Source organism: Lacrimispora xylanolytica, assembly GCF_026723765.1.
Taxonomy (GTDB): domain Bacteria; phylum Bacillota; class Clostridia; order Lachnospirales; family Lachnospiraceae; genus Lacrimispora; species Lacrimispora xylanolytica.
The window spans coordinates 3185498-3199483 of record NZ_CP113524.1; the positions used below are offsets into that span (position 1 = coordinate 3185498).

Genomic DNA, 13986 nt, shown 5'->3' on the forward strand with positions numbered 1-13986 from the left:
AAAAATAAAACAACCAATCCTAAAATTTTTATAAGTTTTCTGTTAATAAGCAAGATTCTGCATTTTATAAAGAAGCTTTTGATAAATTCTCTCGCTCATCCATGGTTCATTCACCGCATGCAAGCATTCACTGAGCGCAAACCAGCCGACTGCACTGTTTTCATCCTCTTTGTTACGGATAGACAGCGTGTCATCCGCCTCCAACAGATACGTCACATTCAAATGAAGATGAGAAGAGACATAAGCTCCTTTTTTCTCATGACCGTCCACCGTGAGAATCTCCAGAGAAAAAATGTCCTTGCTCACCGGCACGACTTTGCTGATTCCAGTTTCTTCCATGGCCTCTCTAAGAGCTACCTTTAGAAGATCCTTTTCTCCGTCCGCGTGTCCTCCGGTCCAGGCCCAGGAACCATAGATGTTATGATAAGCCATCAGGGTTTTGGTGCGGGAGGGATTTACCACCCAGCCGGAAGCCGATAGATGGGCCTCATCATTTTCCCTGTAAAAGCAGGAATCTCCCTGGCGCAGATAGGAAAGAATCAGCTCCTTATCCTTCTCCTCCTGTTCATTCCATGGCTGAAACCGTTCTACATCATTTATCAGCTGTTCTCTTTGATTCATGCTCTTTTGTCCCCTTTTCATCGTTTTTCAGGCATACTCTACCGCCTTAAGGATATATTTTATTGAATAAGTAAAACGAGGTGTTATATGAAATTATCTTCTCTTGTGTTTTCCGATCCTTCTCCATGGCCACCCATAGAGATTGTATCCCAAAATGAACGGTACGCAGCCGCCATGTTATCAAACATTGGTGCCTGCAATTCAGAAATGTCTGCCATCAGCCTCTATATCTATAACAGTCTCATTACAAAGAATTTCTTTTTTGAGATTGCAGAGTGTTTTCACAAAATCAGTATGGTGGAAATGCGCCATCTAAATGCATTCGGAGAGCTGAGCGTTCTTTTAGGAGCAGACCCCAGACTTTGGAGCCGGCAAAACGGTCGGATGCAGTACTGGTCACCTTCCTGCAATCATTACCCTACCATCATTGGCGAGCTGGTGACCAACGCTCTTAATGGTGAGCTGGAAGCCATACGAAAATATCAGGCTCAAGCACAGTGGATCGATGACTGTAAGATTCAGGCCGTCTTAAACCGGATTATCGCAGATGAACAATGTCACGTTGAAATATTCCGGCTTATTCTGGCTGAGCTAAACGGCGAAGCCCTGATTCAATCCGCTGAATACATTGAGGCAGAGGAAGAATCAGAACTCACAGAAGATGAATATGAACCCTTATAATCCCGGATTCTTAAAGAAGGCCTGGTCTTACTCTGTCCTGATTTCCAGGCCTTCCTGATATCCCTTTTCCATCTTGTGCCGTGCTTTCCTGTTTTCCACCGTATCAAAGATGATGGAAAAATCATAATCCTGGGGGTATAATTCAGCGGCCGGAACCAAAAGCTTTATCCGCTTGTGGTTAATCCATATTTTCTTATCCGGCAGCTGGACCTGCAAAACACCCTGGTCATTGACCGGCCTGCATACAATTCCCTTTTTCTTATCTGGCAATACATACACACTGTCACCAATGGTAAATTTGGTCAGTAACTCATCTTTATGCTGGGCACTGTTGATTCCTTCCCCCTTCTTGGCTTTTGGGGCCTTTCTCACTTTTTCCCATTCGATATCCCCATTGTTCTGATCCGATTCTTCCCACGCTCCGTAGGCATATCTTCTGGCTCTTTCAATCATCTGTTCTGGCATACCAAGCCTAGTTGCTATGGCCAGCGCGCAGCTTTCTCCTGCCTCTCCGATTTCCATACGATACAGTGGTTTTAAGGTTTCCTCATCAAAGGCCATACGCGCATTGGTGATTCCTTCTCTTTCCTTTGCATAGGTCTTTACCTCTGGATAATGAGTGGTCGCAAGGAACAGACACCCCATGTGCCTTAGTTCATCCAAAATAGCGATGGCGATTCCCATTCCCTCAGCCGGGTCTGTACCTGACCCCAATTCGTCCAGGATAACAAGGCTCTCTTCTCCTGCCTCTTTTAAAATCTTCATCACATTGGTAATATGAGCCGAGAATGTAGATAGATTCTCCGTAATATTCTGCCCATCCCCTATATCACAAAGCACCTGTCGATTTAAGCAAAGCTCCGCTTCCTTACATGGTACATGAAGTCCGCATTGGGCCATAAGAGAAAACAATCCAACCGTTTTAATAGAGACGGTTTTCCCCCCTGTGTTTGGACCTGTAATAACAATACCTCTCTCCCTCTTTCCTAATTCAAAGTTGAGAGGGACCACGGTCCTTGGGTCCATAAATGGATGACGTCCTTCCACGATTCGTATGATGCGCTCCGAATTGACTACCGGCTCTGCCCCATTCATCTCCTGGCTCAGCCGCCCTTTGGCAAACAGGAAATCCAGCTTTTCCAAATAACGTTTGTTTTTCTCCAGTACCGGGAGATTATCTTCTACAAAGGCTGTCAGTGTATACAGAATCTTTCGTACCTCATTCTCCTCTTCAATGCGAAGAAGCTCCAGTTCTCCATTCATGGCAGCAATAACGGCTGGTTCAATAAAGAGTGTGGAACCTGTAGACGACTGGTCAATGACACTGCCTGGAACAGAGGATCTATAATCTTTTTTCACTGGGAGGCAGGTTTTTCCATTTCTTATGGTTATATAGGAATCTGAGAACCATTTTTTGTTTCCCCGCAAAATGGCTTCTGCTTTTGTTCTCAGGCGTTCCTCCATCCTGCCAATCTCCTGACGGACGTTTTTCAGGCTTTTGCTGGCATAGTCTTCCACTCTTCCATTTCGGATGCTTTCATAGATCATTCCAGATAAAGCCTCCAGGGGTTCTAACTCCAGCTCGTAATAGGGAAGACTTAATTCCAGATATTTGCATCGGTTCAAAAAATCTTTTAACCGCTTTACTCCAGTAAGCATTACGCCAATCTCCTCCAGCTCTTCAGCCATAAGGCAGCCTCCCTGTTTTGTTGTCGTTATGATAACCGAAAGGTCTTTCATGGCTACCGCAGGAGGAAGCCCCATGTTATCCAGTATAATCCTGGCTTCGGTGGTATCCCGTATGCTCTTTTTTACTTCACTCTCCTTCTGACTTGGCATCAGAGTCCTGATCTGTTCTTTTGCCGCTTCTGTATGGGATAAGTTTTCCAGTTCTTCTAATATACGATAAAATTCTAATGTTTGAAATGTGTGATTCATCTCGTTCTCCTTGATTTTAAATGATCGATAAGATTCTTAAAATCCATGGAGCATAAAGCAGCCGGTCTTTCAGACAACAAAAAAACCTGAGAGATTACAAATCGACATCTCGCAGGTCATAAACCTAATCCGTCTGTTCTGTATCTTCATGGGCAAAACAGGTACACAAAGCTAAGGGCAGGTAAATATACCTTCCTTTCCTGATTCCTGTTTTCAATATAAAATTGCTTTACGCTCCATGTTCAGACACAATTAACAAAAACACACATCCTATTCTTTTCTATTCTTTCATCAATATAACATATTAAGTCATTACGGTCAACGGGATTTTCTTGATTTCCACCAGTCAGCCAGCATAAGGATTTCCTTCTCATTGAGACAATGGTTTAAGACGCCTGTCCTCATCTGTAGCAGACATTCTTCATGGTCCATCCACAAAACAGATTCTACCTCGGCTGAATCAAGAATGAGCTGTGATTCTTCTACCGTTTTTTCGTAGGCATACACCTTACTGACCTCACGGTTAAAGAAGGTCCTGCCATAAAATTCTCTTTTATCAAGCTCACTTCGAAGCCCTACAAAGGAAAGCTCATCAGGTGCTGCCTCTATGCCCAGCTCTTCTTTCAGCTCTCTGACTGCGGATTCCAGATAGTCACTTCCTGCTGTTAAGTGTCCCGCTGAAGAAACGTCATAACAACCAGGGTAGGAATCCTTGTTTGCACTGCGTTTTTGCAAAAGAACATCAAAACCATTTGTTCCATTCGGCCTTATGATCCAGACATGGGCGGTGCCGTGAAGAATACCTTCCCGATGCATGAAAAACCGGGCCATGACTCTTCCGGTCAGGCTCCCGTCTGTATGTCTTTCATCCAGCAGCTCCATTGCTTCTCCATTTAACACGGCAGCGGATAGGCGTTCCCCCTGATAGACCAGCTTCAGCGAAAAAAATGGCAATTCATCCTTAAGCAGTTCAAAGAAAATCAGATCTCCTTCCCATAGAGGAAGCTGTCCTGTTTTTTCCTTTGGTACCCACTCTAAGCTGCCCTCATTGCATTCAATAAGAGTTCCTTTAAAATCGTCTGAGGTATATAAAAACATATATTCATCAGGATACTCATCGGATACAAACGTTATAATTCCTCTTTGCCGATAGGAATGAAGGGTGAGTCCTGTTTCCTCTTTCACTTCTCTTAACAGGCAATCCTCCGGACTTTCACCTTCCTCCAGATGTCCTCCGACCCCAAGCCACTTATCCTGGTTCATATCCTGTTTTTTCTTGATCCGGTGCAGCATCAGATAACTGCCATCCTGTTCGATATAACACAGGGTCGTAAGATTTTTATGAGCCATCTGTTTTTGCCATTCCTTCCTGTTCTTTGATTACCACATCCTCATTGGTATCCGTGTCTTTACACGCATCCCCGCTATCTGTATCCCCTACCTGTATCTGAACCACACAGTTGGTCTTTTCTTCGTCATAAAATACCGGTATCCGGTAAAGGCCAGGAGTGTTAAAGTCGCATTGAGACAAATCAAAACTGAATTTTGTATGATCATAGAGTTCCCTGGAAAAATACCCGTCTGCATTTAAATCAAGTGCCTTGCCGACATTGGTCCTAGCGTAAAAGGTGGTAGTGACATTCTTATCAAAGATAGGTTTTGTCTTGTTTTTCATGATCTGTGTTAGCAGGATCATAGCCGATGCCAGAGCAAATACTCCAAATAGACTGAATCGAATCCACTGTTTTCTTTTATTTTGTTCCATTTTCTCCTCCATACTCATATTAGTTTCTTATTTATCATTGGAATGCAGACCCTTTGGCTTTGATCCCCCCTTTTTAGAAAAAGCCCGACTGCAGGTTATCTTATGATGACTGCAGTCAGGCTGTATACCTGAAAATCAACCCGGCTGATTCTGGATCATTTGCTTTTTTCCGTGACTTGGAAGACAATTCCATCGCAGTCTATCTTATCACAGAATCTTAAGAATCATCTGTCTTGTTCCCTTAAGATTTTCTGAATTTCGCATCATTATTAATGCCAATCAGTTCGCAGGAGCATATAGCTCAATGTTGCGATGCTCCGCCGCCTTCAGAGACTCTTATTGGCTAAAACCATACTTCATTCAGGCCGCAGAAGAATTCGTCCGTTTGGTTTCAGGCACTTTTCCATCTTTGTTTTGTATATAAAAATAAAAGATTAACATCTACAAACGACAACAATACCTTTCCATTATTGTTAAGCATCCATTGCCTAACATTTACAGAATAAAAATTAAAGTGTTGTAATTCACTGCCCACTATTAATATATGATTTCTTCCTCATCCCAGTGTGCATGGATACCAGAGTGTTATAAACAACAAGGAAATATAACGCTTATAATCTAAATACTTAAACATTTGAAAGAATTAGAGAAACCCATCTAATAATATTTCGGAACATTCTAGAATTTATTAAGGATTTGGTTGAGATTTTTACGAAATTATGCAAATATCTTACTTGTAACCATGGCTGGGCCTGTATCACCAGCCACCAGGGTATTACTTTTGAATTGAACTCCATAAAAAGACCGGCCAATGGTGGAAAATTCATTGGCCGGTCTATGATATTTACAGGATTAAATCTTTGAAACAATTAATGGCTATTTCCATAAATTTTCATTGCCTGAGATAAAAAAACAGACAGTCCTTCTCCGTACTGGTCAATATTTTTCAGGAAACGTTCATCAGCCACGTACAGCTGCCCAAGGCCGGCAAATGCCTCCAGAGAATATTGATATCCGAAATTTTTATTAAAAAATTGGTACATATGGTCCATGGCATCCTGAGCGATCTTAGAATCCGGCTGTTCAAACCGTATCTTTCCAAGCTCTCTAAACAGCTCTTCCATGCCTTCTGCCACCTGTTTTTGTTCCTGAGGAGACATGGAACTTATTTTTGCATTGCTTTCATCAACTGCTTTGTCTCCCCAAAGACGGCGAGCCTCCTCTTCGTACGGATTATCACCCATTATAAATCCAGCAAACTTTTCTTTTTGCGTCATAGCTTCTTCTCCCTTCCACGACCTCATGGTCTTTTCCAGTGTATCCAGCATGATATTTATTCGCTTTTTTTCATGCAGAAGGTATTTTTTCTGCAGCTTAAACGCCTCTTTTTGATTGAAATCAGGGCTGGATATCATCCTTTTAGTATCTGCAAGAGAAAATCCACAGGCTTTAAAAAACAGAATCTGCTGCAGCAAATCCAAATCATGTTCTGAATATTCCCTGTAATCATTTTCCGGATTCCGGTCGGGGCATAGAAGCCCTATTTTGTCGTAATGATGAAGTGTGCGCACACTCACCCCTGTTAAAACAGCAACTTCATTGGTATTCATCGGATTTCCCTCCTTGCAGTATCTATGATAGAGTATTACGCAACGTAGGAGTCAAGAGCATATTTTAATTATTTTGACTGCATTTGACTGCATCAATGGCCAGCACGACCATAAGCGCCAGAAGACTGTCCTCCATATCAGGCACATCAATGATATAAGTATCTGTAAAATGGAATAATTGTTTTTCAATTACGGCTACTGTTTTTCCAGTAGATGACATAATTTGATAATCCCACTCAAAAAAGCTGCCTTCCACTCTCCAGCCTTTACAGTCTACGGAAAAGGAGGGCTTAAAGAACGTGAACTCCTTGCGGATAGTGCCTATGGTCTGACCGTTCACCTGTATGTCAAAGCAGGGAAGAAATGAGATAATATGCTCTCTTAAGGTGGCTAGATGGTTATCATACCGATCATAAATTTGAAGCTTGTGCCCCCAGGCTGGCGTTCCTTTTACCGTATAAATGGTATTTCCACTTTCGTCGTAGATGTCATAGCTGTCAAACCAGGAGAAAAAGCGTTGTTTGAACATTAATTTCATAAAATTGCTCCCTTTCCTAACATTTCATTCTTTTTCATTCATGTATCATCTAATTCCATTAGATTTTATTATTATTCACTCCATTATTATAACAGAATGCAAACTTTTTACATACTATTTTAAAAGATACTTTATGAAAGCTGCAGTGCTACTAAATTCATGAAACGTTTTTCTTCCTCTCCTGTTCTTAATTTTTCTGCAAAAACATGGAAAGTGATAAACGATAATTTACTGACATTTTTCTAAAATGTTACTTAGGGTACAAAAATTCTATTTTGTTCATAAAATATATAGGCATGATCATTTGCAGGATCTTGTCTAAAACATCTTGAAATGGAGGGTTGGAAATGGCTAATAGTGCGCTTCAAATTGAACTAAATACAGCTACGACTGTTGCTTCAGGTGCAAACGTCCTTTTTGATAGCATTGTCTATCAAGCTGGAGGGATCATCTATAACCCAGCTACAGGGGTTATTACCTTTACTGAGGCTGGGAGATTTGTAATTGATTGGTGGCTTGCCACACAATCATCTCAATCTACAAATGGCGCATCGTTTGCATTGTCATCTTCACAGGGAGATTTTCTGGAAGGAAATTCTCCAATAAAAACAGGTGAGGTCTTTGGGATTGGAATTGTTGAAGTTACAGCACCCCCAGTCACCTTGTCACTTGTAAATATTAGTACTGCAGAAGTGTTCTTCTCTCAAATAGTTCCCTTAAGAGGATCTTTAGTCATCGTAGAAGATGATATTACAGGAGGAGAGACTGGTGCTACTGGACCTACTGGTGCTACTGGACCGACCGGACCGACTGGACCGACTGGTGACACTGGATCTACCGGACCGACTGGTGATACCGGCCTTACCGGACCGACTGGTGCTACGGGTGCTACCGGACCTACCGGCGATACCGGACCTACCGGACCGACCGGCGATACCGGTCTTACCGGACCGACGGGTGCTACGGGTGCCACTGGGCCTACTGGTGATACCGGACCGACCGGACCGACTGGTGATACCGGTCTTACCGGACCGACTGGTGATACCGGCGCTACCGGACCGACTGGTGATACCGGACCGACCGGACCGACTGGTGATACCGGTCTTACCGGACCTACCGGCGATACCGGTGCTACTGGGCCGACTGGTGATACCGGTGCTACTGGACCGACTGGCGATACCGGTGCTACTGGACCTACCGGCGATACGGGTGCCACTGGACCTACCGGTGATACCGGACTGACTGGACCAACTGGTGATACCGGTGCTACCGGGCCGACCGGTGATACGGGTGCTACCGGACCTACTGGTGATACTGGGCCTACCGGACCTACCGGCGATACGGGTGCTACTGGACCTACTGGTGACACCGGGCCTACCGGACCTACCGGTGATACCGGCGCTACTGGACCTACTGGTGACACTGGTGCTACTGGACCTACCGGCGATACCGGGCCTACCGGACCTACCGGCGATACGGGTGCTACTGGACCTACTGGTGACACTGGTGCTACTGGACCTACCGGCGATACCGGGCCTACCGGACCTACCGGCGATACAGGCGCTACTGGACCTACCGGCGATACCGGGCCTACCGGACCTACGGGTGATACTGGACCTACCGGGCCGACCGGCGATACAGGCGCCACTGGTCCTACTGGCGATACCGGGCCGACTGGACCTACCGGCGATACTGGACCGACCGGACCGACTGGTGATACTGGAGCCACTGGACCTACTGGCGATACCGGACCGACTGGACCTACCGGCGATACCGGGCCTACCGGACCTACGGGAGCTACTGGACCTACCGGACCGACAGGTGATACCGGACCGACTGGACCTACCGGCGATACCGGACCGACTGGACCTACGGGGGCTACCGGACCTACCGGACCTACGGGCGATACCGGGCCTACCGGACCTACCGGGGCTACCGGACCTACCGGACCTACCGGCGATACCGGACCTACCGGACCTACTGGGGCTACCGGACCTACTGGAGACACTGGACCTACCGGACCTACGGGAGATACCGGACCTACTGGACCTACTGGTGACACTGGGCCTACCGGACCTACTGGAGCTACTGGGCCTACCGGACCTACCGGAGACACTGGACCTACTGGTGATACCGGACCTACTGGTGCAGGTGTAACAACGTTTGGTTTTGCTTATCAGCTGGCAACACTTGCAGATGCTACTGTTGTCGGAGGCGCTGATGTACCGCTCAGCAACAATGGTCCTCTGGCTGGAGTTACTCACACAGCTGGAACAACGACAGTAACAGTTCCTACGGCTGGAGTATATCAAATTGATTATTATGTCACTATAACTGCTGGTATTGGAGCATCTATAGCAATTGCAGTAAATGGTACTGTAGATCCTTCAACTCCTGTAACAGCGCTTGTAGCCACTGGAGAGGTTTCCGGAACTGCAATGCTAACATTAGCTGCTGGTGATGTACTGACTCTGAGAAACAACTCTGCAGTCGCCTTGACATTAGCTCTAGCGCCAAGTGTAGGTGCACAGTTTAATATTATTGAATTAGGTTAATTTATTGAAAGCTGGGCATTAGCTGACCAAAATCAGCTGGTGTCCAGCTATTCTTCAAGCACAGCACCCATTTTTATAGTGGTTAGTCATGAAACAGATAAAGCAGTTAGAGCCAATGTCAGCTACGTATATGAGAGTCTTTAAACAATGAAAGCTGCCAATTAACAGGATCACTACTGTTAATTGACAGCTTTTTTATCATTTGCAGAACATGCTATGTAAAATAATTCTGATATAAAACTACATCATGGCTGGTAGAACAGCCGTTGCAATAACAAGCAATAGATTTAATATCATACCAACCAGGGCACCAATTCCTGCAGCCTTAGATGACTTTGGATTTGTTGTTTTCCAAACAAGAAATAAAATCAGTCCTACAAGCGGAATAAAGAAACCTAAAACGCCCCACCAGTTACTCCCCTTTTGTGTTTCTTCTACACTTACTCTTTGCTCAATTGTACTCTCCATACTCTCCTTCACCTTTCCATAAATATGTAAACCATAAAGTTCCGCTTACATTATAGAACAAAAAACGACATTGTTGTTAAATATGTAACAATTAACCGTTTTGATGTAATAAATAGCAGATCTTAAATAATTTCCGGTCACACATACTGCAAAAAAAGCCCGGCAACCACGAGATAGCTGCCGGACCATTTTTATGATTCTATTTTTTTATCACACCACTCTTCCAGTACGCACTCCCCGCATCTTGCCTTTCTTGAGGTACAGACTGCCCTGCCATGGTAAATCAATTGAAAATTGATCCGGTTCCAGTGTTCCTCTGGTAAAACTTTTTGTAATTCCAGCTCTACCTGCACTGGATTTTTGCCCGCTGCCCAGCCAAGGCGCCTGGATATTCGGAATACATGAGTATCTACCGTAACGCCTGGTATTCCATAGGCATCAGCCAGGAATAAGGTGGCAGTTTTTCTTCCAACTCCTGCAAGGCTTAGGAGCCCTTCCATACTTGTGGGGACCTCTCCGCCAAAATTCTCTACAATCTGCTGACAGCATTTCTTTAAATTCTTTGCTTTATTTTTATAAATCCCCACGGAACGGATTGAATTCTCAATTTCCTCCACAGATGCTTCTGCCATATCCTTTACGTCAGGAAATCGTGTAAATAGCTGAGGAAGCGTCTCTTCCACCTGCTTATCGGTACTTTGGGCGCTGAGCATAATGGCCGCCAGCAGCTGCCAGGGCTGCCGGTGATAAAAGCCCTCCTTTGTGACTCCATAAACCTCGTCTAATTTATCCAGAGTCAGTTTCAAACGCTCTTTATTTATTTCTCCCTTTTTCATATGTATTCTCCTTCTGCCGCCGGATAATTCCCTTTTAACATCTACTAAGCTCTCTGTTATTCTATCTCTCCAGGCTCAAAAAGCTTTATGGTTCCGTATTCCCCGTCATATCCCGGACTGCATATCACCTTTTTCGCTCTAATCCGGGCGATACCTTCAGCGATCCATTCATTTGAGACCTTTTTGATTTCTTCAATGGGTATGTCTCTTAATATAGAAAATTCTGATCCAAGAGAATATAGTAGTTCCTGGTATTGATTTTGTACACGTTTGCTGGCTGTGGTATAGCCTGTGGAAGCTGCAACCACCTCCAAAAGGGGAACCAGACTTTCAAAAGGCTTTGCCCCCGATAGCAGGACCTCCTCATTACGATCGGCTAGCTGCTGGATTCTATGAGACACACCTGTGGTCAGCTTTTTGCCACAGACCGGGCATTTGCCATGGTAAGCCTTTGCCTCATCAGGAGAAAGGCATAGACCACATTTTCTATGACCATCATAGTGATATTTTCCCTCCTCCGGGAAAAATTCAATGGTGCCGGATAATCCAGTTCCTGTATTGATAGCTTTTTTAAGCCCCTCATAGGATAAGTCTATATCCATAAGGTTGGCTTCTCTTCCCATCTTAGAAGGAGAATGGGCATCGGAGTTAGAGATAAGCTGGAATCGGTCAAGAGCCGACAGCTTTCTGATCATGGGCGGATCCGAGGAAAGCCCGGTTTCCAGCGCATGGATATGAGGAGTTAAATCTTCAAAGCATTCCTCAATGGTATCAAAGCCAGAGAATGCGCCGAATAAGGAAAAATGCGGCGTCCAGATATGGGCTGGAAAAAATATGGCCTCAGGGCATGATTCTAAGGTCATTTCCAGCAGGTCCCGGCAATCAAGGCCTAAAATGGGACGTCCATCGGAATGAAGATTTCCGATTGCTTCTAATTTCACAGAAAGGCGCTCAGCTTCTTCCAGTCCTGGAAGGAGGATTACGCTGTGAACCTTTCTCACTTTTCCATGTTTTTTATATATAGTACTGATTTCCCCTGATATTACGAACCGTGGAGTTCTCATTTGTGGACGGTATCCCGGTTCCAGACAATATTCTTCTTTTAACCGGTATAGTCCATCTTCTGCTGGAACCAGCTTTTCCTTTAACTCTTCTCTCCATGCTCTATGAGTGAAATCTCCAGTTCCTAATAAATCAATTCCTTTTCTTCTTGCCCATAAATCCAGATATTCCGGGGTGCATTCCTTGCTGGTTGCTCTGGAATAATGGGAATGAATATGTAAATCTGTAATATACATGTTCTCACCTGCTTTTTATAGAGAAAAGGGGCATTATCTGCCCCTGTGCAAACTGAATTTGTTTCCTGGCTTCCTTTTTCTGCCGTGCCAGTCCACTTCGCTCCTGTTTTACTTTCTCCTGCTGTAATTTTAAAGTATGCTGTGTTTTTATCTTTGTAATTTTATTATAGCACGGCTGTATTTTCCATGGAAGCCCCATCTTTTTCCTTGAAAACTGGTCATAATTGACTGTAAGATTTTTTTATGCTAGGATATGCCTATCAATCAGGAGAAAGGATTTTTCAGATGAATATTATGAATTTAATGCAGTTAAAAGAAGCCTGGGGCGTGTTTAAAGAAAATCATCCTAAATTCCCCTTGTTTTTAAATGCTGCTTCAAAAAACGGTCTAAAAGAAGGAAGCGTGGTGGAGATTACTATCACACCTCCGGAAGGAAAAAGCATTACCACCAACATAAAGATAAAAGAATCAGACTTAAAGCTTTTTGAGCAGTTAAAATCCGCGTTCAAATAGTCCGCCACTGTAAAAAACATTGTTGTATTTACCAAAATATGGTACAATGAACCAATCATTATGGTAAAAAGCTTCGCTATGGTCCATATTGCGGCCTGCGAACTACAACAGGAGGATTAAAAACGGAATGAAACATTCTATAAAAATATTTGCCGTTGCATTGCTTCTGTCCTTCTCATTGACCCTATCTGCTTTTGCCGGAACCTGGATGGAGGATTCTAACGGGTGGCGCTGGCAGGAAAAGGATCAACTCTCCCCTGTATCTTCCTGGGAATGGATTGATTCCAATGGGGATGGAATGTCAGAATGCTATTATTTTGATGAAAACGGATATCTGCTTACCAATACTACCACCCCCGACGGCTACACGGTCAATGAAAATGGAGCCTGGGTGGCTGATGGCATGGTAAGACTAAGAGCTGCCAACCCGTCTGCCGCTGCCTCTGCTAAAAAGGAAGGTAGAGAGCTCTATTATCAGGCGATCAAGAAAAGCTCTGAACTTCAGGGGCTGGATATCAGCGGTGATATCCATATGAGTCTTTCTTATACTGACATGGAAGTTCCCATTTCCATGAAGCTGCGCTTACAATACCATGACATCAATACTCCCAACATGGAATTTCTTTCGGAGACAGCGATGCAGATGATGGGATCAAAGGACGCCCATCAATCCTTTTATAAAGATGGTACCTACTATTCCAACGGCGGCACTCATAAAAAATATAAGATGAAGATCGGCCATGAGGATATGACGAAGAATTTAACTCTTGGTGGATTGACCGGCCAGTTCTTTGCATTTATTGACAATGTTCAGATAGCAGCTGGTGATTCAGGAAGTAAGACCATCGTATATTCCAGCAGCGGAGACGGAATGGAACCATATCTCAGTAATATTAATAATGAAATATGGCCGCTTCTCAATGAGCTAGACTTCAAGATAAACCGAATCAGCGGCAAAGCAGTTCTCACCCCGGAGGGATATTTCTCCAAGGAGGACATCACGATTGATACCACCATGGAAGATGATGGGGAGACGGCTGGTTTTACCATGAACATCAGGCTGGATTATAACAACCCAGGCCAGGCTGTAACCATTAATTTTCCTTCTACCGATGGGTATGAAGTAGTCGTTTATTAACATGATATATTAATTGCAAAAGGGA

General features: G+C 44.2%; 14 protein-coding genes and 1 pseudogene. 6 read left to right on the top strand and 9 right to left on the bottom strand.

The window, feature by feature from the left end; all coding sequences use genetic code 11:
• Nucleotides 1-42: 42 nt before the first annotated feature.
• The gene (locus OW255_RS14900; RefSeq protein ID WP_268114503.1) at nt 43-621 is read right to left on the bottom strand and encodes an NUDIX hydrolase; all 579 of its coding nucleotides are present in this window, start codon (nt 619-621) and stop codon (nt 43-45) included.
• An 87-nt stretch (nt 622-708) separates the two neighbouring features.
• On the opposite strand from OW255_RS14900, the gene OW255_RS14905 reads away from it, so the two are divergent.
• Nucleotides 709-1302: a ferritin-like domain-containing protein gene (locus OW255_RS14905; RefSeq protein WP_268114504.1), complete on the top strand. Its 594-nt coding sequence runs from the start codon at nt 709-711 to the stop codon at nt 1300-1302.
• Between the two features lie 27 nt (nt 1303-1329).
• Here the strand turns inward: OW255_RS14905 and OW255_RS14910 are convergent, their stop codons facing one another.
• The 5 genes from OW255_RS14910 to OW255_RS14930 form a co-directional block, all read right to left on the bottom strand.
• On the bottom strand, nt 1330-3240 hold the full coding sequence (locus tag OW255_RS14910; protein ID WP_268114505.1) for an endonuclease MutS2: 1911 nt from the start codon (nt 3238-3240) through the stop codon (nt 1330-1332).
• 318 nt (nt 3241-3558) lie between these two features.
• Nucleotides 3559-4590 carry an NUDIX domain-containing protein gene (locus OW255_RS14915; RefSeq protein ID WP_268114506.1) on the bottom strand — a complete coding sequence of 344 codons (1032 nt, stop codon included), beginning with the start codon at nt 4588-4590 and terminating at the stop codon, nt 3559-3561.
• A complete protein-coding gene (locus OW255_RS14920; RefSeq protein WP_268114507.1) occupies nt 4580-5005 on the bottom strand; it encodes a ty transcription activator TEC1 in 426 nt (141 codons plus the stop codon). Before OW255_RS14920 ends, OW255_RS14915 begins: the two co-directional genes overlap by 11 nt.
• 869 nt (nt 5006-5874) lie before the next feature.
• Nucleotides 5875-6615: a MerR family transcriptional regulator gene (locus OW255_RS14925; protein WP_024838448.1), complete on the bottom strand. Its 741-nt coding sequence runs from the start codon at nt 6613-6615 to the stop codon at nt 5875-5877.
• A gap of 64 nt (nt 6616-6679) precedes the next feature.
• Nucleotides 6680-7153: an LURP-one-related/scramblase family protein gene (locus OW255_RS14930; RefSeq protein ID WP_268114508.1), complete on the bottom strand. Its 474-nt coding sequence runs from the start codon at nt 7151-7153 to the stop codon at nt 6680-6682.
• Between the two features lie 768 nt (nt 7154-7921).
• Between OW255_RS14930 and OW255_RS14935 the strand changes: the two genes are divergently transcribed.
• From OW255_RS14935 to OW255_RS21100, 3 genes are all read left to right on the top strand, one after another.
• Nucleotides 7922-8395: a hypothetical protein gene (locus tag OW255_RS14935; protein ID WP_268114509.1), complete on the top strand. Its 474-nt coding sequence runs from the start codon at nt 7922-7924 to the stop codon at nt 8393-8395.
• Between the two features lie 21 nt (nt 8396-8416).
• Nucleotides 8417-9310, top strand: a complete 894-nt coding sequence (locus OW255_RS14940; RefSeq protein ID WP_268114510.1) for a hypothetical protein — start codon at nt 8417-8419, stop codon at nt 9308-9310.
• Nucleotides 9311-9399: 89 nt separating this feature from the next.
• The gene (locus OW255_RS21100; RefSeq protein WP_268116615.1) at nt 9400-9708 is read left to right on the top strand and encodes a BclA C-terminal domain-containing protein; all 309 of its coding nucleotides are present in this window, start codon (nt 9400-9402) and stop codon (nt 9706-9708) included.
• A 240-nt stretch (nt 9709-9948) separates the two neighbouring features.
• On the opposite strand, the gene OW255_RS14950 is transcribed toward OW255_RS21100, so the two are convergent.
• The 3 genes and pseudogenes from OW255_RS14950 to OW255_RS14960 form a co-directional block, all read right to left on the bottom strand.
• A complete protein-coding gene (locus tag OW255_RS14950) occupies nt 9949-10176 on the bottom strand; it encodes a hypothetical protein (protein ID WP_024838451.1) in 228 nt (75 codons plus the stop codon).
• Between the two features lie 191 nt (nt 10177-10367).
• Entirely contained in the window at nt 10368-11012 is a 645-nt protein-coding gene (nth, locus tag OW255_RS14955) for an endonuclease III (protein WP_035318555.1), read from the bottom strand.
• Between the two features lie 59 nt (nt 11013-11071).
• Nucleotides 11072-12310: pseudogene (locus OW255_RS14960) on the bottom strand (endonuclease Q family protein); the annotation flags it as partial.
• A 285-nt stretch (nt 12311-12595) separates the two neighbouring features.
• Here OW255_RS14960 and OW255_RS14965 point away from each other — a divergent pair.
• Together OW255_RS14965 and OW255_RS14970 are read left to right on the top strand one after the other, a co-directional pair.
• Complete coding sequence (locus OW255_RS14965; protein ID WP_268114511.1) at nt 12596-12823, top strand: hypothetical protein; 228 nt, start codon at nt 12596-12598, stop codon at nt 12821-12823.
• A gap of 127 nt (nt 12824-12950) precedes the next feature.
• The gene (locus OW255_RS14970) at nt 12951-13961 is read left to right on the top strand and encodes a DUF6612 family protein (RefSeq protein ID WP_268114512.1); all 1011 of its coding nucleotides are present in this window, start codon (nt 12951-12953) and stop codon (nt 13959-13961) included.
• Nucleotides 13962-13986: the final 25 nt, after the last annotated feature.

Excerpts from the sequence above, each read along its gene's own strand:
- OW255_RS14970 (WP_268114512.1), top strand. The coding sequence starts at position 12,951 with ATGAAACATTCTATAAAAATATTTGCCGTTGCATTGCTTCTGTCCTTC.
- OW255_RS14905 (WP_268114504.1), top strand. The coding sequence starts at position 709 with ATGAAATTATCTTCTCTTGTGTTTTCCGATCCTTCTCCATGGCCACCC.
- nth (WP_035318555.1), bottom strand. The coding sequence starts at position 11,012 with ATGAAAAAGGGAGAAATAAATAAAGAGCGTTTGAAACTGACTCTGGAT.
- OW255_RS14900 (WP_268114503.1), bottom strand. The coding sequence starts at position 621 with ATGAATCAAAGAGAACAGCTGATAAATGATGTAGAACGGTTTCAGCCA.
- OW255_RS14950 (WP_024838451.1), bottom strand. The coding sequence starts at position 10,176 with ATGGAGAGTACAATTGAGCAAAGAGTAAGTGTAGAAGAAACACAAAAG.
- OW255_RS14920 (WP_268114507.1), bottom strand. The coding sequence starts at position 5,005 with ATGGAACAAAATAAAAGAAAACAGTGGATTCGATTCAGTCTATTTGGA.
- OW255_RS14915 (WP_268114506.1), bottom strand. The coding sequence starts at position 4,590 with ATGGCTCATAAAAATCTTACGACCCTGTGTTATATCGAACAGGATGGC.
- OW255_RS14930 (WP_268114508.1), bottom strand. The coding sequence starts at position 7,153 with ATGAAATTAATGTTCAAACAACGCTTTTTCTCCTGGTTTGACAGCTAT.
- OW255_RS14965 (WP_268114511.1), top strand. The coding sequence starts at position 12,596 with ATGAATATTATGAATTTAATGCAGTTAAAAGAAGCCTGGGGCGTGTTT.
- OW255_RS14925 (WP_024838448.1), bottom strand. The coding sequence starts at position 6,615 with ATGAATACCAATGAAGTTGCTGTTTTAACAGGGGTGAGTGTGCGCACA.
- OW255_RS14910 (WP_268114505.1), bottom strand. The coding sequence starts at position 3,240 with ATGAATCACACATTTCAAACATTAGAATTTTATCGTATATTAGAAGAA.